The sequence below is a fragment of the Pseudooceanicola nitratireducens genome (assembly GCF_900109195.1).
GTDB lineage: Bacteria > Pseudomonadota > Alphaproteobacteria > Rhodobacterales > Rhodobacteraceae > Pseudooceanicola > Pseudooceanicola nitratireducens.
The window spans coordinates 151,027-173,636 of record NZ_FNZG01000003.1; the positions used below are offsets into that span (position 1 = coordinate 151,027).

General features: G+C 66.4%; 23 protein-coding genes. 10 read left to right on the forward strand and 13 right to left on the reverse strand.

Annotated elements, in window-relative coordinates; translation table 11 throughout:
* Nucleotides 1-212: 212 nt before the first annotated feature.
* On the reverse strand, nt 213-1,991 hold the full coding sequence (locus BMX99_RS11390; RefSeq protein WP_409371782.1) for an ABCB family ABC transporter ATP-binding protein/permease: 1,779 nt from the start codon (nt 1,989-1,991) through the stop codon (nt 213-215).
* A gap of 121 nt (nt 1,992-2,112) precedes the next feature.
* Between BMX99_RS11390 and BMX99_RS11395 the strand changes: the two genes are divergently transcribed.
* Nucleotides 2,113-2,478: an ArsR/SmtB family transcription factor gene (locus BMX99_RS11395; protein WP_093451710.1), complete on the forward strand. Its 366-nt coding sequence runs from the start codon at nt 2,113-2,115 to the stop codon at nt 2,476-2,478.
* Nucleotides 2,479-2,550: 72 nt separating this feature from the next.
* Here the strand turns inward: BMX99_RS11395 and BMX99_RS11400 are convergent, their stop codons facing one another.
* Nucleotides 2,551-4,923 (reverse strand): LysM peptidoglycan-binding domain-containing protein, encoded by a 2,373-nt coding sequence (locus BMX99_RS11400; RefSeq protein ID WP_139199504.1) that lies wholly within the window; start codon nt 4,921-4,923, stop codon nt 2,551-2,553.
* 108 nt (nt 4,924-5,031) lie between these two features.
* Here BMX99_RS11400 and BMX99_RS11405 point away from each other — a divergent pair, with 108 nt between their 5' ends.
* Nucleotides 5,032-5,631: an LOG family protein gene (locus BMX99_RS11405; protein WP_093451716.1), complete on the forward strand. Its 600-nt coding sequence runs from the start codon at nt 5,032-5,034 to the stop codon at nt 5,629-5,631.
* 389 nt (nt 5,632-6,020) lie between these two features.
* Here the strand turns inward: BMX99_RS11405 and BMX99_RS11410 are convergent, their stop codons facing one another.
* The gene (locus BMX99_RS11410; protein WP_093451718.1) at nt 6,021-6,479 is read right to left on the reverse strand and encodes a host attachment family protein; all 459 of its coding nucleotides are present in this window, start codon (nt 6,477-6,479) and stop codon (nt 6,021-6,023) included.
* Between the two features lie 103 nt (nt 6,480-6,582).
* A complete protein-coding gene (locus tag BMX99_RS11415; RefSeq protein ID WP_093451721.1) occupies nt 6,583-6,810 on the reverse strand; it encodes a hypothetical protein in 228 nt (75 codons plus the stop codon).
* Between the two features lie 166 nt (nt 6,811-6,976).
* Between BMX99_RS11415 and BMX99_RS11420 the strand changes: the two genes are divergently transcribed.
* Nucleotides 6,977-7,354 carry an ArsR/SmtB family transcription factor gene (locus BMX99_RS11420; protein ID WP_093451723.1) on the forward strand — a complete coding sequence of 126 codons (378 nt, stop codon included), beginning with the start codon at nt 6,977-6,979 and terminating at the stop codon, nt 7,352-7,354.
* Complete coding sequence (locus tag BMX99_RS11425; RefSeq protein WP_093451726.1) at nt 7,351-7,905, forward strand: SRPBCC domain-containing protein; 555 nt, start codon at nt 7,351-7,353, stop codon at nt 7,903-7,905. The genes BMX99_RS11420 and BMX99_RS11425 overlap by 4 nt, the downstream gene beginning before the upstream one ends.
* A gap of 281 nt (nt 7,906-8,186) precedes the next feature.
* Here BMX99_RS11425 and BMX99_RS11430 read toward each other — a convergent pair whose 3' ends face one another.
* The 6 genes from BMX99_RS11430 to BMX99_RS11450 form a co-directional block, all read right to left on the reverse strand.
* Nucleotides 8,187-8,786 carry a superoxide dismutase gene (locus tag BMX99_RS11430; RefSeq protein WP_093451728.1) on the reverse strand — a complete coding sequence of 200 codons (600 nt, stop codon included), beginning with the start codon at nt 8,784-8,786 and terminating at the stop codon, nt 8,187-8,189.
* A 224-nt stretch (nt 8,787-9,010) separates the two neighbouring features.
* Nucleotides 9,011-9,604 (reverse strand): sarcosine oxidase subunit gamma, encoded by a 594-nt coding sequence (locus BMX99_RS11435; RefSeq protein WP_244525549.1) that lies wholly within the window; start codon nt 9,602-9,604, stop codon nt 9,011-9,013.
* The gene (locus tag BMX99_RS11440) at nt 9,597-12,602 is read right to left on the reverse strand and encodes a sarcosine oxidase subunit alpha family protein (RefSeq protein WP_093451734.1); all 3,006 of its coding nucleotides are present in this window, start codon (nt 12,600-12,602) and stop codon (nt 9,597-9,599) included. The genes BMX99_RS11435 and BMX99_RS11440 overlap by 8 nt, the downstream gene beginning before the upstream one ends.
* 162 nt (nt 12,603-12,764) lie before the next feature.
* Entirely contained in the window at nt 12,765-13,094 is a 330-nt protein-coding gene (locus tag BMX99_RS11445) for a sarcosine oxidase subunit delta (protein ID WP_093451736.1), read from the reverse strand.
* Nucleotides 13,088-13,345: a hypothetical protein gene (locus BMX99_RS19495; protein WP_139199506.1), complete on the reverse strand. Its 258-nt coding sequence runs from the start codon at nt 13,343-13,345 to the stop codon at nt 13,088-13,090. Before BMX99_RS19495 ends, BMX99_RS11445 begins: the two co-directional genes overlap by 7 nt.
* Before the next feature lie 97 nt (nt 13,346-13,442).
* Nucleotides 13,443-13,739, reverse strand: coding sequence for a hypothetical protein (locus BMX99_RS11450; protein WP_093451739.1), 297 nt, complete (start codon nt 13,737-13,739; stop codon nt 13,443-13,445).
* Between the two features lie 371 nt (nt 13,740-14,110).
* Between BMX99_RS11450 and BMX99_RS11455 the strand changes: the two genes are divergently transcribed.
* On the forward strand, nt 14,111-14,515 hold the full coding sequence (locus BMX99_RS11455) for a hypothetical protein (RefSeq protein WP_093451742.1): 405 nt from the start codon (nt 14,111-14,113) through the stop codon (nt 14,513-14,515).
* A gap of 82 nt (nt 14,516-14,597) precedes the next feature.
* On the opposite strand, the gene BMX99_RS11460 is transcribed toward BMX99_RS11455, so the two are convergent.
* Nucleotides 14,598-15,845, reverse strand: a complete 1,248-nt coding sequence (locus tag BMX99_RS11460; RefSeq protein WP_093451745.1) for a sarcosine oxidase subunit beta family protein — start codon at nt 15,843-15,845, stop codon at nt 14,598-14,600.
* A gap of 296 nt (nt 15,846-16,141) precedes the next feature.
* On the opposite strand from BMX99_RS11460, the gene ccmI reads away from it, so the two are divergent.
* Genes ccmI through BMX99_RS11475 form a run of 3 tightly spaced genes read left to right on the forward strand, consistent with a single transcriptional unit; the run spans nt 16,142 to nt 18,297 of the window.
* A complete protein-coding gene (ccmI, locus tag BMX99_RS11465) occupies nt 16,142-17,572 on the forward strand; it encodes a c-type cytochrome biogenesis protein CcmI (protein WP_093451747.1) in 1,431 nt (476 codons plus the stop codon).
* Nucleotides 17,569-18,051, forward strand: coding sequence for a Holliday junction resolvase RuvX (gene ruvX, locus BMX99_RS11470; protein ID WP_093451750.1), 483 nt, complete (start codon nt 17,569-17,571; stop codon nt 18,049-18,051). The genes ccmI and ruvX overlap by 4 nt, the downstream gene beginning before the upstream one ends.
* A gap of 3 nt (nt 18,052-18,054) precedes the next feature.
* Nucleotides 18,055-18,297 carry a DUF1289 domain-containing protein gene (locus BMX99_RS11475; protein WP_093451753.1) on the forward strand — a complete coding sequence of 81 codons (243 nt, stop codon included), beginning with the start codon at nt 18,055-18,057 and terminating at the stop codon, nt 18,295-18,297.
* A gap of 68 nt (nt 18,298-18,365) precedes the next feature.
* On the opposite strand, the gene BMX99_RS11480 is transcribed toward BMX99_RS11475, so the two are convergent.
* Nucleotides 18,366-19,250: a hypothetical protein gene (locus tag BMX99_RS11480; RefSeq protein WP_093451756.1), complete on the reverse strand. Its 885-nt coding sequence runs from the start codon at nt 19,248-19,250 to the stop codon at nt 18,366-18,368.
* Between the two features lie 200 nt (nt 19,251-19,450).
* Nucleotides 19,451-20,272, reverse strand: a complete 822-nt coding sequence (locus BMX99_RS11485; RefSeq protein ID WP_093453241.1) for a sulfite exporter TauE/SafE family protein — start codon at nt 20,270-20,272, stop codon at nt 19,451-19,453.
* 322 nt (nt 20,273-20,594) lie between these two features.
* On the opposite strand from BMX99_RS11485, the gene BMX99_RS11490 reads away from it, so the two are divergent.
* Nucleotides 20,595-21,779: a multidrug effflux MFS transporter gene (locus tag BMX99_RS11490; RefSeq protein ID WP_093451759.1), complete on the forward strand. Its 1,185-nt coding sequence runs from the start codon at nt 20,595-20,597 to the stop codon at nt 21,777-21,779.
* A 183-nt stretch (nt 21,780-21,962) separates the two neighbouring features.
* Nucleotides 21,963-22,592 carry a LysE family translocator gene (locus BMX99_RS11495; protein ID WP_093451762.1) on the forward strand — a complete coding sequence of 210 codons (630 nt, stop codon included), beginning with the start codon at nt 21,963-21,965 and terminating at the stop codon, nt 22,590-22,592.
* The last annotated feature ends 18 nt before the right edge of the window (nt 22,593-22,610 follow it).

Sequence of the window (22,610 nt, forward strand, 5' to 3'; positions counted from 1 at the left end):
GAAGACCGGACACCACGGGGGCAATCCGGCAAATCTGCGCCGCCTATATCACAAGCGACACGGGACGCAAACGGTTTCGCCCCGGCTCGAATATGGGCATCTCAGCCGAAATTCCAAGCACTTTGAGGGATAGCTGCCGGAAACAACGACGCGCGGGCAACCGGGGCCTTCGGGCGCAATCGTGTACGGCCCCTCGCCCGACCTCCCGGACCTCAGGCCGCCTCTGCCTCCTGCCGCGCCCAAAGCCCGGCATAGCGCCCGCCGCGCGACAGCAGATCCGCATGGGTGCCATCCTCGACGATATGGCCGTCCTCAAGCACCACGATCCGGTCCGCATCCGCGATGGTCGACAGCCTATGCGCGATGGTCAGCACCGTGCGCCCCTCGCCCGCGCGCTCCAGCGCGGTCTGAATGCCGCGTTCGGTTTCCGTATCCAGGGCCGAGGTCGCCTCGTCCAGCAGCAGGATCGGCGGGTTCTTCAGCAGCGTTCTGGCAATGCCCACGCGCTGCTTTTCCCCGCCCGACAGCTTCAGCCCGCGTTCGCCCACGGCCGTGTCATAGCCCTCGGGCAAAGACGTGATGAAATCATGGATCTGCGCCGACCGGGCCGCGGCCTCGATATCCGCCTGACTGGCCCCGTCGCGGCCATAGGCGATGTTGTAGCGGATCGTGTCGTTGAACAGCACCGTGTCCTGCGGGACCACGCCGATCTGGGCGTGCAGACTGTCCTGAGTCACGTCGCGCACGTCCTGGCCGTCGATGCGGATCGCCCCGTCCGTCACGTCATAAAACCGGAACATCAGCCGCCCGATGGTCGACTTCCCCGAGCCAGAGGGCCCGACGATCGCCACCTTCTGCCCTGGTTGCACGTCCAGAGAGATCCCCTTGAGGATGGGCCGTTCCGGATCATAGCCGAAGGCCACGTTGTCGAAGGACACCGCCCCGCCGTTGACCCGGATCGGGGCCGCGCCGGGCTTGTCCTGGATCTCGGCCGGCTGTTCCAGCAGATCGAACATTTCGCCCATGTCCACCAGCGCCTGGCGGATTTCCCGGTAGACCGAGCCGAGGAAGTTCAAAGGCATGGTGATCTGGATCATGTAGGCGTTGACCATGACGAAATCGCCGACGCTCATCCTTCCGTCCTGCACGCCAAGCGCGGCCATGACCATCACGGCGACAAGCCCGCCGGTGATCAGGAAGCTCTGGCCGAAGTTCAGGAAAGCCAGCGAATAGGATGTCTTCAGCGCGGCGCGCTCATAGCCCTCCATCGCGCGGTCATAGCGCGCGGCCTCGCGTCCCTCGGCCCCGAAGTATTTCACCGTCTCGAAGTTCAGCAGGCTGTCGATGGCCTTCTGGTTGGCGTCGGTGTCCTGGTCGTTCATCTCCTTGCGGAGCTTCACGCGCCATTCCGTGACCTTGAAGGTGAACCAGGTATAGGCCCAGATCACCACCGCCACCACGACAAGATACCAGATGTCGAAGGCCAGCCACAGGACCACGCCCACCATCAGCAATTCCAGAACAAGCGGTCCGATCGAGAACAGCAGGAAGCGCAGCAGGAAATCGACGCCTTTCACACCACGCTCGATGATGCGGCTCAGCCCGCCAGTGCGGCGGGTGATGTGATAGCGCATCGACAAGCGGTGCATATGTTCAAAGGTCTCGAAAGCCACCTGGCGCAGGGCCCGCTGGCCGACCTTGGCAAAGACCACGTCGCGCAGCTGCTGGAACCCCACGGTCATCAGCCGTGCCAGCCCGTAGATCACCGTCAGCGACACCGCCCCAAGCGCCAGCATCCAGGCCGCGCTGTCGCCCTCGCCCGCCAGCGCATCCACCGCCGCCTTGTAAAAGAATGGCGTACCGACCGCGATCAGCTTGGCGAAGACCAGCACCGACAGGGCGATGACCACCCGGTAGCGCACCCAGGGCGCATCCGAGGGCCAGAGATAGGGCAGCGCGCGCCGCACGATCTGCATGCCGTTGTCGGGCATATCCGTGGTGGTCAGGGTGGACGGACCTCTCCCCCGCATGGGCATTTCCTTGTTTGGCTTGCCGGAGCGCTCCGGTTGGCGTATCACTTCAATAGTTCAACGATTCATGAGTAGTTGAAGAATGGAGCAGACACAAGCCCTCTCGGCCCTTGCGGCCCTGGCCCATGAGACCCGGTTGCAGATCGTGCGCCTACTTGTGCCCTGCGGTCAGGACGGGCTTTCGGCGGGCGAAATCGGCGCGCGAGTCGACTGCTCTGCCTCGCGTCTGTCGTTCCATCTGTCGGCACTGGATCAGGCCGGGCTGATCACGGCGCGGCGCGACGGCCGCCGGGTGATCTATGCCGCGAAACGCCGCCAGATCGGCGGGCTGATCCATTACCTTCTGAACGATTGCTGTGCCGGGGACCAGACTGTCAGCGCCTGCTGCCGGGACCAGACCGGTGGTGCCTGCCACACCGCCAGCGATGCCGCACTGAACGACAGCTGACGCCGCCCCAGCAAGGAAAACGGGCGGCACAGGTCTTTCCCGCACCGCCCGTTCTGGAATTGCGAAGGCCGATCATTCCGGCAGGGTAAACACCTGCCCCGGATAGATCAGATCGGGATCGCGGATCAGGTCGCGGTTGGCTTCGAAGACCCGGACATACATCACCCCGTCGCCATATTTCTCGCGCGCGATAGCCCAAAGCGTCGATCCCCGTTCCACCGTGACCCGCGTCACGCCCTTTGCGACCTGCGGCGCGGGCTGCTCTTCCGCCGTCGCCGGCGTCATCGCGGCGGTTGCACCTGCGGGGCGCTCGAAGGCGGTCTCGACCCGCGCGACGACCTGACCGGCTGCGTCGACCTCGTCCAGGCGCAGGATGCCCGAGGAGAGATCCGCGATCTCGACCTGCCAGCTGCCATCCGGCCCGACCGGGGCCAGCGCGACCGAGGCGTCATCCAGGTAGACCCGCACGAACCCGCCCGGGCTGCCACGCCCCGACAGCTGTGCCGCGCCGCCGGCGCCAAAGCTGATTGCGCCAAGCGTCGCCGCCCCGTCGCCCGGCCCCTGCAACACCCGCACGCCGCTGGCGTCGGACATCAGCACCGTCGGGCTGGATTTCGGGGCCGTGGCGGGTTGCGCTGCTTCTGGCTGGGTCGCGTCGGTTGTCTTGGCTTCATCGGTGGTGGGCTGGGTCGTGTCGGATCCTGAGACCGCGTTGGAGGCCATGTCCTGCGTGGTGGTATCCGCAGACATATCCGCCGTGGCCTGATCCGAGTTCGCAGTGGCGGCCTGTGACGAGGCCGCAGCTTCCGCCGAAACAGTGCTTTCGCTGCTAACTGCGCCGGAGGAGCCGGCTGTCAGCAATTCAGTGCCGCCTGCGCTTTTCGCAGCCGCGCCGCCGTCGACCTTCGCCGCCGTGTCCGCGCTTGCGTTTTCTTGCGCTTGGGCAGTGGTGTTGCCAGCCATAGTCGCGCTTTCGGAACCGCTAGCCGCATGAGCTGTCTGAGCGGTGCTGTCATCGGGCGGGCTCGTCGCGCCACCATCCAAAGCATCGGCCTGTGACGAAGCCGCGTCCTGAGGTGCCGGGGCCTCTGCTACCGCACTCTCCGCCGCCGCAGTCGAACCTGCACCGGCCAGCGCGGTTCCGGTCGCTGCCCCGGCGTCAGAGCCTTCAGCCGCAGCGTCGGCCATGGTCAAACCAGCCTGAGCAGTAGCATTCCCTTCGGCCTGTGCGACACTATCCGTTGGCGCGGCAGTCGATCCCGAGGTCCGGGCGACATCGCCCGCCGAAGCAGTATCCGATCCCGAGGTCTGAGCGGCATCCGCCGTCGGGACGGCATCCCCGCCCGCAGCCTTAGCCTCGTCAACCGCCGAAGCAACATCCGTACCCCGCGCAACGGACCCGTCCGCCTGGCCACCCGCAGCGCCACTACCTGGCGCGTCCTCAGAACCACCAGCCCCCCCGCCCATCAGCGAAGACGCCAGACCTGCAATCTTCTCGGCCGTCTCGTCGACCGCCGCTTCGGCGGCAGTCGCCGCCTCTTTCGCCATGTCGCCGGCGGCCTCGGCGGCCTGTTGCGTCTCGGCCAGGGCCGTCTGGGCGGCCTCCCCTGCGGCGGCGGCGCCTTCCGTTGCGGCCTGGGCCAGCGCCGCCCCGCCAGAGGCGACGGCGGTGCCAAGCGCGGTGGCGGCGGTATCGGCAGCACGTTCTACGGCCGAAGTCGCCGTGTCGAGCGTTTCCTCCACCCGCGCCTGGGCGGTGGCCTGGGCCGTGTCTGCAGCATCCCCGGCGGTGCCGACGGCGGTTTTCGCCTGCGCCTCGGCCTCATCCAGCGTCGCCTTGGCCGCATCCTGTGCCTTGTTCAAAAGCGAGGCCGCGCCTTCAGCGACGGCAGCGGCGGTCTTGTCCGTCTCTTGCGTGACGGCCTCGGCAAGCTGAGCAACCTTGGCACCGGGGGTCGGGCCCACGATGACCTCCTGCTCGGACAGAACCGTGCCCCCGGCCCCTTCGACGGACAGGGAAATCACGCGCGGATCGGCGCTTGGCGGCAGGTCGAGGAAGGCGGCGAACTTGCCGTCCGCGCCGGCGGTTTCCTCGGCCAGGCTGACGCCATCGACCAGCATGCGCACCACGGCCCCGGGGGCCGCTGCCCCGGCCACCAGCGTTGCACCATCTGGTTCGACCCTCACCACGTCGATGCTGGGCTTCACGGTGTTGTCGGGCGTATCTTGGGGCGTCTGATCCACGGCTTCCGCATCGCCTGCAGAAGCCTGTTCCGCCGCTTCAGCAACCTTTTCGGCGTCAATGCGCGGGATGCCCGCGACGCTGTCGTCGCCGTCGCTTTCGGGGGCAAGAAGCCCGCTGCCCCAGGCCCCGAAAAGCGCCACGATCACGGCCACCACCGCACCCGCAGCCCAGCCCGTCTTTCCACCAAGATTGCCCGCCACCAAAATTCCCCCTCTTTCAGCCGGACCTTCTCTGGTCCGCACGGTTAAGCAGGTATATCAACATGCTACGCCACGGTCAAAAGCAACCATCGCCAGCAGGAGGACCCCATGTCCGACCAAAATCCCGCCCCCGCCGCCGAAAATTCACGCCCCCGGGGCGCAGCGCCCGAATTTTCCGTCTGCGTCTACTGCGGATCCCGCGACGGAGGCAGCCCGGCCTATGCCGCCGCTGCCGAGGAACTGGGCCGCGCCCTGGCCGCGCAATCCTGGCGTCTGGTCTACGGGGCCGGAGACGTGGGCCTGATGGGCCGCGTTGCCCGCGCCACCCAGGCCGCCGGAGGGGCCACCTTTGGCGTCATCCCGACCCATCTTCTGCACGCCGAGGTCGGCAAGCGCGACCTGACCCAGTTCGTCGTCACCGAGACGATGCACGAGCGCAAGAAGGTGATGTTCATGAATTGCGACGCCGTGGTGGTGCTGCCGGGCGGGGCCGGAACGCTGGACGAATTCTTCGAGGTGCTGACCTGGGCGCAGCTGGGGCTTCACTCCAAACCGATCATTCTGCTGAACATCGACGGTTTCTGGGATCCGCTGGTTGCGCTGCTGGACCACGTGATCGCGCGGGGCTTTGCCTCGCCTTCGCTGAAGGGGCTGATCAGCCTGGCATCGGACCCGGCGGTCGCGATCAGCCAGCTGGGCGGGTCCTGATCGGGCGCTGATCGGCGTTGGCTGAGCGGTCGCTGGTTTGAGCATTCCGGGACTCAGGGGCTCAGGGGCTCAGGGGCTCAGGGGCTCAGGGGCTCAGGGGCTCAGGGGCTCAGGGGCTCAGGATCGGGTGCGGTCCGTGCTTGTGCAAGAGCATTCTGCCGAGGCGAACGGTGCGGGTCAGGGTTTTCGCTGCACGCTGTCCTTAAACCTCGCAGCCCCCCGGAAGCGCGGCGCATGACGATCGAAGCCAAGAGCCCAGCCCCTGCGTATAGATACGGACGCCCGCAAAAACCTAGCGTTCCTGTAGACGCCGGCACCAATGAAAACGGGCGGCACAGGGCCGCCCGCATTCAGGTCTCGGTCTACTAACCCAGCAAAGACCTGAGGCGTCAGGCGAGTTCGGCCTTCAACTGGCTCTCGATCTGGTCCATGGGATGGTTGGTCAGGGTCTTGGGGACCTCGCCGATGACCTTGTCGGCCACCTCCTTGTGGATCTTCTGGCGCAACTCACCAAGCGTCTTCGGCGGGGCGACCAGAACGATCTTTTCGAACCGGCCCTTGTGCGCCTGCTTGTAAAGCAGATCGGCCATCTCGTCGGCGAACCGTTCCTTCGCCAGCTCGTGCCAGTCGGTGTCATCCAGGGCCGAGCGCTGGCCCGCGCCGGTGTCGGGCATCCGCCCGGGGCGGTTGGCAGATTGATCGATATCCTTGGGGTTTTCCTGTTCTTCCTTGCGCACGACCTCCAGGTGCGGGTTCTCCGCATCGGTCAGGTTGCGCAGGAACAGGGCCTTTTCGCCATCGGCGATCAGCACCCAGGCGTCGTTGGGAAGTCCGGTCGTGGTCTGCATGGTCTCTCCTCTCGTTCTGAAATCGGGTCTGGCTGTTGTGGCTGGCGGGGGGCCTGGTCCAGGCCTTGATTCCGGGCCTTGATGCGGCCCGGACGCCAATCGCTTAGACCTTCTCCTTGTCGCCGCTGCTGTTGCGGTCCTGCGCCAGGGCGCGGGTGGCCCCGGACGAGGTCTCGTCGATCTGCTTGCCTTCGTCGCGGGTGCCGACCTTGCGCTGCAGGTTGCCACCCTTGCGGCCCTGCTGACCCGGTGCCTCGAGGGTCTCGGGCGCTTCGCCGAGGATCTCTTCGGTTTCGCGGCGGCCGTCCTGGGATCTGTGGCGATCTGTCATGATGTCCTCCTGTCATTGGCTCTCGGGGGATCAACCCTGAGGGGCCTTGCGGGGTTCCGGCCGACCACCCTGCCCGGCAAGGATCCACCAGCCGGCAAGGGGGCATTCGGGCCCCGACACTTGCAGCAATCTTGACGGCGTCGCCTTTGTGTAGCAATGTAACTACATGACTACACGAATCGATACCGCCCCCGAGGACACCGAGACAGACGCCGTCTTTGCCGCGCTGGCCCATACCAGCCGGCGGCGCATGCTGGATCACGTCCGCGACACCCCCGGCATCACCGTCGGGGCCCTGGCCGCGAAATTCGACACCAGCCGGATCACCGTCCTGAACCACCTGTCGGTGCTGACGGATGCCGGGCTGATCCTGTCGGAAAAGGACGGGCGGACAAGAAAGCTGTTTCTGAACGCCGCGCCGATGCACGCCATCCAAAGGCGCTGGATCGACGCATATGGCGCCTATTGGGCTGAGCAGACCCTGACTTTGAAAGACCTGGCGGAAGCCGCCTTTTATTCCTCGAACAAGGACCAGACTTCATGACGACCCAAGCCATTCCCATGACCGATCCCGCGTCTGACGCACCGCGCGTGCATCGCAACCAGACCTTCATCAAGGCCCCGGTCGAGACCGTCTGGTCCATCCTCGTGGCCACCGACACGCCCCTGCCCTTCTTCTTCGGGGCGATCTGCGACACAAGGGACGGGCTGCGCGTCGGTGCCCGGATGCGCATGGTCAGCGCCAACCGCAAGATCGCCATGGTCGTGGGAGAGGTCCTGGCCTTCGAACCGCCGCATCTTTATGCGCATACCTTCCGCATGACCCATATCGACGAAGGCCCGGCCACGGTGACCTATCGCCTGACGCCCGAAAATGGCGGCACCCGGTTCGAGCTGACGATCGAACACGCGCCTGCGGGCGGGAAGCTGGAAAAAGAGATGCTGGGGGCGCAGAGCTTTATCGGCACCAACCTTAGGGCGCTGGCCGAAACCGGGCGGCCCGCCTTCTCGGGGCGCATGGTCGGGCTTCTGGGGCCAGTTTTTGGAATGATGGCCAAGCGGTCTCAGCGGATCGGCAACTGGCCGCTGGAGTGAGCGGGACGGCGGGCGGGGCGTCGCTTTGCAAAAGCGCGCGGCGCATCGGCGTCCCATGTGGGGGCACCTGTTCCTGGTGGATGGGTTTGGCAGATGCGCCTTGGGGCGCATGGGGGCCAGCCCCCTGCGACACTCCTGAAGGAGTGCCGCATCCCCCGGGATATTTTGGAAAACCAAAGAGGGGGCGATTTTCGTTTTGACAAATTCCTGCGGGGGTGTGGACGCAAAAAGGGCGCTGACGGGGATGTCAGCGCCCTTTTCATTGAAGCTTTCGCTTGGGATTACATGCGCGAGGCGACGTTTTCCCAGTTCACCAGCTTGTCGAGGAAGTTCGACAGGTAGGCGGGACGCTTGTTGCGGAAGTCGATGTAGTAGGAATGTTCCCACACGTCGCAGCCCAGCAGAGCGGTCTGGCCGAAGCACAGCGGGTTCACGCCGTTTTCGGTCTTGGTGATCTTCAGGGCTCCGTCGGTGTCCTTGACCAGCCAGGCCCAGCCGGAGCCGAACTGACCGGCACCCGCGGCCGAGAAATCTTCCTTGAACTTGTCGACCGAGCCGAAGGCCTCGACCAGGGCTTTTTCCAGCTCACCCGGCATCTTGCTTTCGCCCGGGCCCATCATTTCCCAGAACTGGTTGTGGTTCCACAGCTGGGAGATGTTGTTGAAGATACCCGACTGGGCGACCGCGGACTTGTCGTAGGTGCCTTTGATGATCTCTTCCATCGACTTGCCGTCCCACTCGGTGCCGGCGATCAGCTTGTTACCGTTGTCGACATAGGCCTTGTGGTGGATATCGTGATGATATTCCAACGTTTCCTTGGACATGCCGAGATCGGCAAGCGCGTCGTGGGCATAGGGAAGATCGGGGAGTTCAAAGGCCATGATGAGGCTCCTTTCCTTGGGAAGAACATTTGCCCCTAGATGTTATCTTTCCTTTGGTAAGGTCAACCCTTGCAATGGTCAGAAGGCCCTGTGCAAGGGCGCACGGAACCTTTTTGCAAATTGTGTATGCAATCGCATACCGGGTGGATGAAAAGCCTCGGGGCGGCCCGGCCCCTGCGCGGATCGCCCCGAAAAGATGTCAACAGACCGGGATCAGCGCCCGGTCAGGCGGGAAAGGCCCGCGGGCTCTCTGCCGCCTCGACCAGAAGATCGAAGACATAGCGCGCGACCGAGCGGAAGCAGACCAGTTCGACCGCGCCCTCTTCCGGCATCCAGTGCGCGCAGGCCACCTGGGCCAGGCGCGTGCGGCGCAGCTCTCCTACCGCAAAGGTGCCCATGTCGACGGGCACCAGGCGGGCCAGGACCTCGGCCAGATGCGCGGGCTCTCCTGAGATGCGGAAACTTGCGCGGGCATCGGACATGTCGGCGACCAGTGCGTGCTGACCAGCGAGGGCCCCGTCCAGCGCCGCCCTCACCCCGGCTAGATCGGCGCGCGGCACCAGGATCAGCGCCTCGTCCGGGCTGAACCAGGCCACCCGGCGATCCCCCGCGACCGTGACGCCCCGGACCTCGGGCATGGCGAGGCCCGTCGCGTCAGCGAGGGAAGAGCGCACCGGCGCGGCGGACAGGTCCCCGCGCAGGGTAAGCATGCCCCAGGGTCCGGTTTCCGCGACCGTCACCGGGCCATCGTGGCGGGCGTTTTCCAGCGCGGTCACAGGCGCAGGAGCCGTCATTTGCAGAGCTACGGGATCAGACATTGCGCGTGCCCTCCTTGTCATAGAACACCGGGTCGACGATCTTGGCCGACACCGTCGCCCCCTCGACCGTGTTGAAGCGGATGATTTCGCCCATGCGATCGGGCCCGTGCAGCACCAGCCCCATGGCAATGCCCCGCTTGAGCGTGGGCGAATTGTAGGTCGAGGTCACGCGCCCCTGGACATTGCGCTGGCCGTTGGCGTTTACGCCATCCGCCACCGCATAGGAGCCCTCGGGCAGGACCGAGCGGTCAAGCGTTTCCAGGCCGACCAGTTTCCAGCGGTCGTCACGCGCCATGTCGGATCGTTGCTGCGCGCGTTTCCCGATGAAGTCGTCCTTCTTCTTGGAAATCGCCCAGTGCAGGCCCAGATCCTGCGGGATCACCGTGCCGTCGGTTTCGTCGCCGATCATGATGAACCCCTTCTCGGCCCGCATCACGTGCAGCGCCTCGGTGCCATAGGGCATGACGTTGAATTCGGCCCCGGCCTCCATCAGCGCGGTCCACAGCGCCATCCCCTGGCCCGCGGGCACAGCGACCTCGTAGGACAATTCCCCCGAGAAGGAGATCCGGTAGATCCGCGCATCGATCCCGGCCAGGCGGTGATCCTGGAAGGTCATGAAGGGGAAATCCTCGTTCCCGATGTTCTGAGCCCCCAGCTTTTCCAGCACCTTGCGGGCATTGGGGCCGACCACCGCGATCTGGGCGTGGGCCTCGGTCGCGTTGACGACCCAGACGTTCCAGTCCCACCATTCGGTCTGCAGCCATTCTTCCATATGGGCGTGGATCCGGTCCGCGCCGCCGGTGGTGGTGTGGCACAAATAGGTGTCTTCGTCCCACTTGGCGACCACGCCGTCGTCCATCAGGAACCCGTTTTCCGAACACATCAGGCCATAGCGGCATTTGCCGGGTTTCAGCGTCGACATCATGTTGGTGTACATCATGTCCATGAACCGGCCCGCGTCCGGCCCATTGACGATGATCTTGCCCAGGGTCGAGGCATCAAGCAGCCCAAGGCTGCCGCGGGTCTGGTTGATCTCGCGCGTGACGGCGGTGTCCCGCGTCTCGCCAGCCCGCAGGTAGGTATAGGGCCGGCGCCAGTGGCCGACCGGTTCGAAATCCGCGCCATTGGCTTCGTGCCAGGCATGGATCGGCGACCGGCGCAGCGGCTGGAAGGTATCGCCCCGCGCCTCGCCCGCGATCGACCCCATGGAGATCGGCGTGTAGGGCGGACGGAAGGTCGTGGTGCCGACCTGCGGGATCGGCGTGTCCAGCGCGCCCGAGAGGATCGCCAAACCGTTGATGTTGGAGAGTTTCCCCTGATCCGTCGCCATGCCGAGCGTGGTGTAGCGCTTGGCGTGTTCGACGGATTCGAACCCTTCCTGCGCGGCCAGCTGGATGTCGGTGACCTTCACGTCGTTCTGGTAGTCCAGGAAGGCCTTGGCGCGCAGCTTGCGCGAAGCCGAGCCCGGCATCAGCCAGACGGGTTCGATCGGATTGGCCCCGCTGCCGTCGGCAAGGCCTTCGGGCAGTGCCGCACCGGAGCCTGCACCGGAACCGGGCTTGCCGATGGCCTGGGCAGCGGCGCGCCCGGCCTCGGCCGCCTGGCCCGCGCCCGAGGCCGCATCCAGCACGCCAAAGGCCGCACCCGCACAGGTGACGAAACCTTCACCCGCCGCACCAAGCGGCGGACGCGCGGGATCGGGGCGGAACATCGCCTGGGCGTCATCCCAGGTCAGCTTGCCGCCGCAATGGGACCACAGGTGCACGACCGGCGACCAGCCGCCCGACATGGCGACCGCTTCGCAGGCGATCTCCTCGACCACCGCGCCTTCACCGGCCTGGCGGCAGATCGCAACGCCACTGACCCGCTTGCGGCCCTTCACCTTGGCGATGGCATGGCCCTTGAGAACCCGGATGCCCGCAGCCTCGGCCTGGGCGCCCAGCACCCCGGCCCCGCCGTCGCGCGCATCGACGATCGCGGGTACCGAAAGCCCCGCCCGGACCAGCGCCAGCGCCGTCAGATAGGCATCGTCGTTGTTGGTCACCACCACCGTGCGATCCCCGACCGACACGCCGTAGCGGGTCAGGTAATCGCGCAGGGCCGAGGCCAGCATGACCCCGGGCACGTCGTTGCCCGCAAAGGACAGCGGCCGTTCGATGGCCCCGGTGGCGCAGATGACCTGCGCCGCACGGATCCGCCACAGCCGGTGACGGGGGCCGGATTTCTGCGCCAGGTGGTCGGTCAGCCGCTCATAGCCCAGCACGTAGCCGTGGTCATAGACGCCCGCGCCCATGCAGCGGCTGCGCAGGGTGACGTTCTCCATCCCCTTCAGCGTGGCCAGCAGCGCGTCGACCTGCGCCTGTGCATCGCTGTCGGTGGCGCGTCCGCCCCAATGGGCCTCTTGCTCCAGCACCAGAACGCGGGCCCCGCCCTGCGCGGCCTCCTGCGCGGCGACCAGGCCGGCCAGACCACCGCCGATCACTAGTACATCGGTGAAGTGGTACAGATGTTCATACCGGTCGTCATCGGCCGACTTGGGCGCGCGCCCCAGACCGGCGGACTGGCGGATCACCGGTTCGAACACGTTCTTCCAGAAGCTGCGCGGCCACATGAAGGTCTTGTAGTAGAAGCCCGCCGGAAGAAAGCGCGACAGATGGGCGTTCACTTCGCCGATGTCGAATTCAAGCGAGGGCCAGTGGTTCTGCGTCGCGGCCTCGAGCCCGGTCCAGAGTTCCTGCATGGTGGCGCGCTGGTTCGGTTCGAACCGCCCGTCCTGTCCGATCCCGAACAGCGCGTTTGGTTCTTCCGTGCCCGAGGACACGACCCCGCGCGGGCGGTGGTACTTGAACGACCGCCCCATCATCATCCGGTCATTGGCCAGAAGCGCCGAGGCCAGAGTATCCCCCTGGTACCCCTTCAGACTTTCGCCGTTGAAGGTGAAGGTGACCGGTTTCGACCGGTCGATCAAAGTGCCGCCTGTGGTCAGTCGAGTGCTCATGTCAGGTGCCTTGGGTCGTATCGGGTTGCGTCTGGGGCATGTCGCCCCGGCTTTGGTCGGGTCTGCGTGGTCGGGCCTGATCTGCGGCCCCGGCCCGGGTCTGGGTCCTGCGCCGGTCTGGTCCGCGCCGCCGGGCGGGTCCGAAACCGGGTCAGGACGGAATCAGGAGATCCCGCGCCAGGTGAAACCGGGGCGCTTGTCGCGGATCGTGGCCAGCAGGTCCTCGGGCGGGGTCGTGGTCTGGGCGGGATAGGTGCCGAAAACCTCAAGCGTCTGGGTATCGCGCGCCGCGTGGAACCACTTGCCGCAGCCGTAGACATGCCGCCAGCGTTCGAAATGCACCCCGCGCGGGTTTTCCCGGTGGAACAGGTAGCCTTCAAGCGCCGCGTCATCCGACCCGGGGCCTTCGCGTTTCAGGTGCGCCTCGCCTCCGCCATGGAACTCTGTCTCTTCGGCGGTGACACCGCAATAGGGGCATGTGAGGATCAGCATGACGGCTCCTTTCCCGCGGGATGCGGAACGAAAAAAGGCCGGACGCGCAGGGCGCCCGGCTTGAGGTGCAGGTAAGGGACAGGGATAAAAGCGGCAGGTGCCTTTTCCCCAGGCAGTGAAGAAGAAACGCGGGCGCGGGCCGGAAAGTTCCAGGATGCGGGCACGCGGATCGCGGTGAAGGCGGCGAAATCGGCGGATTTCCGCGCCATTCGGATCGCACCGGCGACGCCCGCCGCATCGCCCGACGGCATGAGCGCACGGAAAACCCGGCCCTCGGACTGCTCCGGGGACCGGGTTGAAGATGTCAGGGCCCGCGCGTCAGGCGCGGCGGACCGGATCAGCCCGCGATCAGTTGCCGGCCGTTGCGTCGGCCGCAGCACCGGCTTCCGCGCCGGAGCCATCGCTTGCACCGCTTTCGGCACCGGCAGAGGCACCGTCGTCGGATGCACCGGCTGCGCTGTCGGCATTGGTCGTGATCTCGATGGCAGGGGCGCTTGCGCTGCTGCCGGTCTGGCCAAAGCCGTCGCCGAAGATGAAATAGGCCAGCACTGCGACGGCCACGACGAGCGCGCCGACGATGAAGGCCAGAGCCCCCGAGCTGCGGGTTTCCTTGGTATGGGTCGAATAGGTCGTATGGTCGGCCATGAGGTCGCCTCCGATTGCGTGAATGTTACCATACAAACACGCAACCCCGCCGAACGGTTCCGGATGGCCGAACGACGCAGGGACGCAAAGGGGGTGGACCGGCGGGCAGTCACGCGGGCCATCGCACGCCCGATGCGTGCCCCAGAGAGGCTAACACGCGCGCGCGCAGGCGCAGGCGTCGGCCCAGGCGACGCCACACTACAATTATGTCGGGAACCCTGACGCATCGCGACGGGTTGTGCCTGCATATGCGGCACATGATGCAAATTGGCGTCGGATCCGGCCGCAAGCTCTATCTGCACGACATCAAGCCGTGATATTTTTCTAGCAAGATCCTCGCACGAAGCATCAAAGCAAGAGGCCAGAGCACAATGACCAAAATGATCCTCAACACCGGGGCCGGCGTCGATGACACCCAGCTTGTCTTCCTGGGCCACAGCGATGTGACCGCCCTGCCCGACCGTCCCGGCATCTTCGTTCTTCTGGGCAAGCAGGACGGCAGCTGGAGCCGGCCGCTGTACTTCGGCTACGCCGACAGTTCCATGCGCGACCAGCTGCCCTATGACCCCGGTTTCGCCCAGGCCATACGGCAGGGTCCGGTCGGTTTTGCCTCGGCCTATGTGCCGGGCGGACAGGATCCCATGGCGCTGATCGCCGAACTGGCCGCGCATTACGACGCGCCCGTCAACGCCAAGGCCGCCGCCCTGGCCGAGATCGACGAAGCCCGCCACGCGATCCAGGCCCAGGCCCACGCGCGCCGACTGGCCGCGCAATAGGCCCGCTCCTCCGCCCGCATGGGCGTCCTCGCGCCGGGGGGACCCGGCCGAAAAGATATGTGACAGGCCCCGCGCCACGCCCTTAGTGCGCCACGCCCGCGGCGACGCTTTCATCGACGAAGCGGCCCTGGCGGAAACGGTCCAGCCCGAATTCGGCCGACAGCGGCCCGGGGGCATCCTTGGCCATCAGATCGGCCATCGCCCAGCCCGAACCGGGGATCGCCTTGAACCCGCCGGTGCCCCAGCCACAATTGATGAAACAGCCGTCCAGCGGCGTCTTCGAAATGATTGGCGACCGGTCCCCGGTCATGTCCACGATCCCGCCCCATTGCCGCAGCATCTTGAGCCGCGAGATCATCGGGAAGGTCTCGACCAGGGCGCGCACGGTTTCCTCGATATGGTGGAAGGACCCGCGCTGCGTGTAGTTGTTGTAACCGTCCGCACCGCCGCCGATGACCATCTCGCCCTTGTCGGACTGGGACATGTAGCCATGCACGGTATTGGCCATCACGACCACGTCCATGCAGGGTTTGATCGGTTCCGACACCAGCGCCTGAAGCGCCACGGATTCGATCGGCAGACGGAAGCCCGCCTTTTCCGCCATCACGCCGGAATGTCCGGCCACGACGATGCCCAGACGCTTGGTACGGATCGCGCCCTTGGTCGTCTCGACCCCGGTGACCCGGCCGTTTTCCTGGGTGACGCCGGTGACCTCGCACTGCTGGATGATGTCCATGCCCATGGCGGAACAGGCCCGCGCATAGCCCCAGGCCACCGCATCGTGCCGCGCCGTGCCGCCGCGCGGCTGCCACAGCGCGCCCAGCACCGGATAGCGCGGGCCGTCGATGCGGATGATCGGCACCAGTTCCTGTACCCGTTCGGGGGTGATGTATTCCGTGGCCACGCCCTGCAACGCATTGGCATGCGCGGTGCGCTTGTAGCCGCGCACCTCGTGTTCGGTCTGTGCCAGCATCATGACGCCCCGGGGGCTGAACATGACGTTGTAGTTCAGGTCCTGGCTAAGGGTTTCGTAAAGGCTGCGCGCCTTTTCGTAGATCGCGGCCGAGGGATCCTGAAGGTAGTTCGACCGGATGATCGTGGTGTTCCGCCCGGTGTTGCCGCCGCCCAGCCAGCCCTTTTCCAGCACCGCGACATTGGTGATGCCGTGGTTCTTGCCAAGGTAATAGGCCGTGGCCAGGCCATGACCGCCCGCGCCGACGATGATCGCATCGTATTCGGCCTTGGGCTGGGCCTTTTCCCAGGCGCGTTTCCAGCCCGAGTGATCGCGCAGGGCCTCGCGGACCAGGGCAAAGGCGGAATAGCGTTTCATCGGGCGACTCCCTTGGGTTGAGCGGATGGGCTTCAGTCAGCCATAACAAGCCATGCAAGGGAACCCCGCCGCAATACGTCGTTTTGAGGACTGATCGCGACAAGCGACATTTCGTCCCCCGGCGGGGGTCGGCATCCCCCCTTGCAATGCGCCCTGTCTTGCGCCCTGTCTGGCCTGGACGGGTCCCCGAAGCGACCGCCGCGACACGCCGCCCCCTGACAAAGCGTCGCTCACGGTTTTTTGCCCTTTTTTGCGGCGCCCCCGACCGTTAGATGAACGGGAAGGAGTTTCGCCGCATGATTGCCTGGATCGTACCCGCCCTGATGTCTTTGGCCGTTGCGGCCCTGATCGGTCTTGCCGTGATGCGCGCCCGCGCGGCTTCGGCCGAGGCGGAGGACGCCGCGCAAGACCTTGAGATCTATCGCAAACAGCTGGACGAGGTCGAAAAGGACCGCGCCCGCGGCACCATCCCCGAGGATGAGGCCGAGCGTCTGCGCACCGAGATTGCCCGCCGTCTGATCGCCGCTGACACCCGCGCCGCTGGCACCGCGGCGGCCAGCGAACCGACCCGGCTGCGCCCGGCACTGGTGATCGGCATGCTGGCCCTTCTGGTGGCGATGCCGCTTGCGCTTTATGCCCGGATCGGCGCGCCCGGCTATGGCGACCTGTCGCTCCGCGACCGGCTGAGCGCGGCACAGGAACGGCGAGAGACCCGCCCCGACCAGCAGGAGGCCGAAACCGCCGCCGCCGAGATGACGCCGCCCCAGGCCGAGGCCCCGCCGCCGGATTTCGAGGCGCTGATCGAAAAGCTGCGCATCGCCGTCATCGAACGCCCCGAGGATCTGCAGGGTCAGCAGCTTCTGGCGCGGAACGAAGCCGCGCTTGGTAATTTCCGCGCCGCCTATGCCGCGCAAGAGGCCGTGCTGTCGATCAAGGGGGCCGAGGCCACGGCGGACGATTACCTGGCCTACGCCGATCTGATGATCCTTGCGGCGGGCGGCTATGTCTCGCCCCAGGCGGAAAACGCCCTGCGCGCCGCCCTGGCCCGGGATCCCGAAAACGCGCCCAGCCGCTATTATCTTGGGCTGATGATGCGCCAGAATGACCGCCCCGACGTGGCCTTTCGCCTGTGGGATCAGCTGTTGCGCGCCGGACCCGAGGACGCGCCCTGGATCCCCGCCATCCGCGCCCAGATCGACGAGGTCGCGATGCTGGCCGGTGTCGAGTACGAACAACCCCTGCCCGCCGAAACCCTGTCGGGCCCCACGGCCGAGGATATCGCCAACGCCAGTGACATGACCGCCGAAGACCGCGCCGAGATGATCCAGGGCATGGTCGCGCGCCTCTCCGACCGTCTGGCCACCCAGGGCGGATCGGCCGAGGAATGGGCCCGCCTGATCGGGGCCTATGGCGTGCTGGGCGACGTGACCCGCGCACGCGCCATTGCGGCCGAGGCCAGGCAGGTCTTCGCGGCCCAGCCCGAGGCGCTGGAGCGGATCGCCGCCGCCGAGGCCGGGCTGCCCGAAGCCACCCCCGAGGTCGCCCCGGACGCCGAGGCAGCAACGCCCGCGCCGGTCCCCGACAGCACGCCCGACAGCACGGCAGACACGGAACCCCCGGCTGCGCAGCCCACCCCGCTGGACCCTGCCACCCCGGCCCCGGAACAGCCGCTGCCCCTGGACGACGGCGCATCCGCAGATCCCCAAGAACAGGCCCCCGCAGAATGATCTTTGAAACGCCTGAAGAATTCGCCGCGGCCCTGCCGCCCATGCGGGCCATCGCGGGGCTGGATTTCGGTGACAAGACCATCGGGGTCGCGGTGTCCGACACCTTCCTGTCCGTGGCCACGCCGCTGGACACGATCCGCCGCAAGAAGTTCGGCCAGGACGCCGATGCGCTGTCGGCGATGATCCAGCCGCGCGCCATTGCCGGGCTGGTGCTGGGCCTGCCGCGTAATATGGACGGCACCGAAGGCCCGCGCTGTCAGAAGACCCGCGCCTTTGCCCGCAACCTCAGCCAGCGCCCGGATTTTGCCGATCTGCCGATCACCTTCTGGGACGAACGCCTGTCGACCGTGGCCGCCGAACGCGCCCTGCTTGAGGCCGACACATCCCGCCGCCGCCGCGCCGAGGTCATCGACCATGTCGCCGCCGGCTATATCCTTCAGGGCGCGCTGGACCGGCTGCGCCACCTGCGCGGGGCCTGAGCCATGGCGGACGACCTGTGGTCGCGCGGCGAACCCGACAGCCCCTGCGTCAAGATCTGCGTCATCCACCCCGAGGCCAAGCTGTGCGTCGGATGCCTACGCTCGATCGGTGAAATCGCCGCCTGGGGCAGGATGAGCGCCGAGGAACGCCAGGCCCTTCTGGACGAGCTTCCCGCCCGCCAGCCGCAGATCGCAAAACGACGTGGCGGCCGTGCCGCAAGGGCCGACCGCCGGTCAAAATCGTAATATCTGGTTAGGATCGGGCGTATCAGGCCCGGACCAATGCCCGGATCTGAACCCGGGACAACCCGCCCTTAGGCCGCCAGATCGTCGCCGTCGTCGCAAACCAGGTCGATGTGATGCGCGCGCACCCGGCCGAACCCGTCCACCACCACCGCAACACAACGCCCACCCAGGGTGACCGCCGCCGAACCGGGGCGCAGCGGATCTTCGGCGATGCCGATGCGGCCATTGCCGGCTTCGCCGGGGCGATAGGCGATTTCGATCTGGTCGTATTCCGGTTCGAAATCCTCGACCAGCGGCGCATCGCGGGTGTCCAACTCGGGGGCCGCAGCCTGCGCCCGAAGCGAAGACCGCCCGGCACTGGCCACGGCCGTGCTCCAGTCACGATCCAGGGACATGTCCTCTTCGTCCCGCAGATCGTCACGGAAGGCATTCCGCATCTCGTCTTCCCGCATCTCGGCTTCGTCGTCGTCATCCAGGTCATCCGAAAATTCGTCCGCCTGGGCGACCGAGGCCGCGATGCTGGCTGCGACATCATCAATGTCATCCAGGCCCACGTCGTCCTCTTCGTCATCCTCTTCCAGCGCCCGCGCCACCCGATCCGCGACCGAGGCAAACACCAGCTCGTCCGCCTCGACATCCGTCAGGTCTTCGCGCGGGATGCCGCCAAAGGGGTCCGCCTCGTCCGCGGCGTCACCACCGCCGGGCACCGCATGGCCGCGATAGGCGGCCAGGGTATCGGCGGTCACGGCGGTTTCGGATTTGCTGACCAGGTCGCGCATCTTGCGGGCGACCACGTCGATGCCCAGGATGCCGATCCCGCTTTGGCCCTCGGCCTCGTTCAGCGCATCCTTGGCGGTCTTTTCGGCCATGGCCGTGCTCTCGGCCTCGCCGGTCGAAGAGGTATAGATCACGCCGATGGTGGCGATGGCAATCAGGACAAGAAGTTCGATCATGACACGGATCTTTCCCTTTGGAGTGGTCTTCACCATCGGAAAAGAATTGGGCCGGCCCGTGGCACCAGCATGACGTTATCTAGGATAATTTACACCCGCATAGGGTGAATGTGCCGAAATTGCGGCGGTTTACCCACCATTGGAAGGGGTTCCGGCACCAATCGGTTTCCTGATCGGAAACACTTAACCTTTGGGCGATCCTACCCCAACCAGGCCTTGCGCAGCATGTTCGCCGCAACCAGAAGCAGAAAAATCCCGAAGATCCGCTTCAGCGGTTTGGGGTCCGTCGCATGGGCCAGACGCGCGCCAAGCGGGGCGGTCAGCAGGGTCATGGCGATCACCACGCCAAAGGCCGGAAGGTTCACCGCGCCGATGGTCAGGGGCGGCCGCGTCTCGGGCGGCAGCTGGATCATCAGGAATCCGATGACCGAGGGCACCGCGATGATCACGCCAAAGCCCGCCGCCGTGGCCACCGCCCGGTGGATCGGCCGACCGTACAGCGTCATCAGCGGCACGCCAAAGCTGCCCCCGCCGATGCCCATCAGGACCGACAAGAACCCCACAAGCGGCGACAGGATCCAGCGCACGGGGCCTTTCGGCATGTCCTCGGCCAGGCGCCATTCGGATTTCCCGAAGGCCAGGTACAGGCCAATGACCATCGCCAGCACCCCGAACAGCGCCTGAAGCGCGACCGACCGCAGGGACGAGGCCGCGATCACGCCGATCACCGCGCCGATGGCAATGCCCGCGCCCCAGGTCTTCAGGATGTCCCAGTCCACCGCGCCCTTCTTGTTGTGCGATTGCAGCGACCGCAGCGATGTCACGATGATCGTCGCCAGAGAGGTCGCGAGACACAGCTGCATCAGCTTGTCCCCGGTGAAGCCAAGCGTCTGGAAGGCATAGAAGAAGGCCGGCACAAGGACGATCCCGCCGCCGACGCCCAGAAGCCCCGCCAGCACGCCCGCAAAGGCCCCGATCACCGCCAGAAGCGCCAGCATCGCCAGAACCGCCGTCATATCCATCGCCATCCCCTTTGCGTCTTGCGCCGGTCTGCTGACCCGCTGCGCCCCTGCCTGTGCCTATTTCCGGCCCGGGCTGTCCGCCCGTCCGCAGGTGCTCCGGTGTGGTGGCAGGTTTCCCGCGTCAAGACAAGACTGTGGCCCTTGGTCGGCCCCGGATAGAACCGGTCACGATCCGCGCAGCCCGGGCGAAAGTTCCCCGCCGACCCAGCCCATACACCACCAATCCACCGCAAATATGCACAGAGCGCTCTTGCGAGACCGCCAATTGCGCGCCTGCCCCCAGAGGCGTAGATCAGGCGCACCCCATACCATCGGAGTCCCCATGCTACGCCTTGCGATCATCCTTGGCCTGATGTCCGCCGTCGGACCTTTTGCCATCGACATGTACCTGCCCGCCCTGCCCACGATCGCCGCCGACCTCCGCGCCAGCGACACCGCCGTGCAGATGACCCTGACCGCCTATTTCTTGGCCTTCGGCGTCGCGCAGCTGATCTACGGCCCCATGGCCGACGCCAAGGGGCGCAAGCTGCCGCTGACCATCGGACTGGTGATCTTTGCGCTTGGATCCGCCGGGGCGGCCTTTGCCGGATCGGTCACCGCCCTTGCCGGCTGGCGCTTTGTCCAGGGGCTGGGCGGGGCCGCGTTGATGGTCGTGCCGCGTGCCGTCATCCGTGACCGCTATACCGGGGCCGAAGCGACCAAGCTGATGGCGATGATCATGCTGGTGATCTCGATCTCTCCGATGCTGGCCCCACTGGCCGGATCCGCCGTCATCGCCCTGGCCGGCTGGCGCGAGGTCTTCGGCGTGCTGCTGGTCGTCTCGGTGCTGTCGATCCTGCTGCTGACCTTCGCCCTGCCCGAGACCCTGTCCCCCGCCGCCCGCACCCCGGCGCGGCTGACGCCGATCCTGTCGGGGGCAAAGCGGCTGCTGAAGGACCCGGTCTTCATGGGGCTGACCATGGTGGGCGGCTTCGGCATGGCGTCCTTCTTCGTCTTCATCGCCGCCGCCAGCTTTGTCTACACCGAACAATTCGGGCTGAGCCCCACGGGCTTCTCGATCTGTTTCGCCATCAATGCGGTTGGCTTCTTCGGGGCTTCGCAGGCCGCCGGTCCCCTGGGCGCACGCTTTGGCATCCCGCGCCTGGTCCGCGTCGGCGTGACCGGCTTTGCAGTGATGACCGCCCTTCTGGCCGCCGTGGCGCTGTCGGGCTTTGCCACCCTGTACGTCGTGGTCGGGGGCCTGGTCCTGGCCAACGCCTTCCTGGGCGTGGTCATTCCCACGACCATGGTCCTGGCCCTGGACGATCACGGCGACATCGCCGGCATCGCCTCGTCCCTGGGTGGGTCGCTGCAGATGCTGACGGGCGGTCTGATGATCGTGCTTGCCGGCCCCTTCCTGGACGGCACGGCGACGCCGATGGTGGTGACCATCGCGATCTGCGGGCTGCTGGGCTTCACCCTGTTCTGGACCGTCCTGCGCCCCCGCGCCACCGTCCCGGCCGAGTAAGCGGCGGACATCACGATGACAAAAGGGCGGCCCATGGGTCGCCCTTTTCGCTGCGTGGTCGGGCCTGTGGCTGCCCCCGGCTGCCAGCGGCGCGATCCCCAGTGATCCCGCGCGACGGTCGTCTTTCCCCTTTACAGCCCAGCCTGCCTATGGATCCCTGCCGGGACAGATAGGAGATATTTCATGGACATTCAGACCTGGCTTGCCTTTGTCGGCGCCTCCGTCGCCCTTTTGCTTATTCCCGGACCAACCGTGCTGCTGGTGCTCAGCTACGCGATCAGCCAGGGAAAGAAGGTCGCCCTTGCCACGGTCGGCGGCGTGGCCCTGGGGGATTTCATCGCCATGTCCGCGTCGCTTGCGGGCCTTGGCGCGCTGGTGCTGGCCTCGGCCACGCTGTTCACCGTTTTGAAGTGGATCGGGGCCGTCTACCTGGTCTACCTTGGCATCAAGCTGTTCCGCAGCGCCGGAGCGGCAAGCCTTGGGGATCTTGAGGCGGTGACCGAAACCCGCGCCGCCAATGTCTTTGGCCATGCCGCGGCGGTGACCGCGCTGAACCCGAAATCCATCGTCTTCTTCATCGCCTTCGTGCCGCAGTTTGTCGCCGTGGACCGGCCCCTGCTTCCGCAGTTCGCCATCCTGGTGGCGACCTTCGTGGGGCTCGCCGCGCTGAATGCGCTGGCCTATGCGCTTCTGGCCGACAGGCTGCGGGCGCGGATTGCCCGGCCCTCGGTCCTGGCCTGGGTGTCGCGTCTGGGCGGGTCGGCGCTGATCGCCATGGGCGTGGCCACGGCGGCTGTCAGACGGGCGACGTAAACCCGCCCCGGCTGTTCG

Coding starts and splice junctions, on each gene's coding strand:
- BMX99_RS11390 (WP_409371782.1), bottom strand. CDS start 1,991: ATGCCCGACAACGGCATGCAGATCGTGCGGCGCGCGCTGCCCTATCTC.
- BMX99_RS11395 (WP_093451710.1), top strand. CDS start 2,113: ATGGAGCAGACACAAGCCCTCTCGGCCCTTGCGGCCCTGGCCCATGAG.
- BMX99_RS11405 (WP_093451716.1), top strand. CDS start 5,032: ATGTCCGACCAAAATCCCGCCCCCGCCGCCGAAAATTCACGCCCCCGG.
- BMX99_RS11410 (WP_093451718.1), bottom strand. CDS start 6,479: ATGCAGACCACGACCGGACTTCCCAACGACGCCTGGGTGCTGATCGCC.
- BMX99_RS11415 (WP_093451721.1), bottom strand. CDS start 6,810: ATGACAGATCGCCACAGATCCCAGGACGGCCGCCGCGAAACCGAAGAG.
- BMX99_RS11420 (WP_093451723.1), top strand. CDS start 6,977: ATGACTACACGAATCGATACCGCCCCCGAGGACACCGAGACAGACGCC.
- BMX99_RS11425 (WP_093451726.1), top strand. CDS start 7,351: ATGACGACCCAAGCCATTCCCATGACCGATCCCGCGTCTGACGCACCG.
- BMX99_RS11430 (WP_093451728.1), bottom strand. CDS start 8,786: ATGGCCTTTGAACTCCCCGATCTTCCCTATGCCCACGACGCGCTTGCC.
- BMX99_RS11435 (WP_244525549.1), bottom strand. CDS start 9,604: ATGTCTGATCCCGTAGCTCTGCAAATGACGGCTCCTGCGCCTGTGACC.
- BMX99_RS11440 (WP_093451734.1), bottom strand. CDS start 12,602: ATGAGCACTCGACTGACCACAGGCGGCACTTTGATCGACCGGTCGAAA.
- BMX99_RS11445 (WP_093451736.1), bottom strand. CDS start 13,094: ATGCTGATCCTCACATGCCCCTATTGCGGTGTCACCGCCGAAGAGACA.
- BMX99_RS19495 (WP_139199506.1), bottom strand. CDS start 13,345: ATGCCGTCGGGCGATGCGGCGGGCGTCGCCGGTGCGATCCGAATGGCG.
- BMX99_RS11450 (WP_093451739.1), bottom strand. CDS start 13,739: ATGGCCGACCATACGACCTATTCGACCCATACCAAGGAAACCCGCAGC.
- BMX99_RS11455 (WP_093451742.1), top strand. CDS start 14,111: ATGACCAAAATGATCCTCAACACCGGGGCCGGCGTCGATGACACCCAG.
- BMX99_RS11460 (WP_093451745.1), bottom strand. CDS start 15,845: ATGAAACGCTATTCCGCCTTTGCCCTGGTCCGCGAGGCCCTGCGCGAT.
- ccmI (WP_093451747.1), top strand. CDS start 16,142: ATGATTGCCTGGATCGTACCCGCCCTGATGTCTTTGGCCGTTGCGGCC.
- ruvX (WP_093451750.1), top strand. CDS start 17,569: ATGATCTTTGAAACGCCTGAAGAATTCGCCGCGGCCCTGCCGCCCATG.
- BMX99_RS11475 (WP_093451753.1), top strand. CDS start 18,055: ATGGCGGACGACCTGTGGTCGCGCGGCGAACCCGACAGCCCCTGCGTC.
- BMX99_RS11480 (WP_093451756.1), bottom strand. CDS start 19,250: ATGATCGAACTTCTTGTCCTGATTGCCATCGCCACCATCGGCGTGATC.
- BMX99_RS11485 (WP_093453241.1), bottom strand. CDS start 20,272: ATGGATATGACGGCGGTTCTGGCGATGCTGGCGCTTCTGGCGGTGATC.
- BMX99_RS11490 (WP_093451759.1), top strand. CDS start 20,595: ATGCTACGCCTTGCGATCATCCTTGGCCTGATGTCCGCCGTCGGACCT.
- BMX99_RS11495 (WP_093451762.1), top strand. CDS start 21,963: ATGGACATTCAGACCTGGCTTGCCTTTGTCGGCGCCTCCGTCGCCCTT.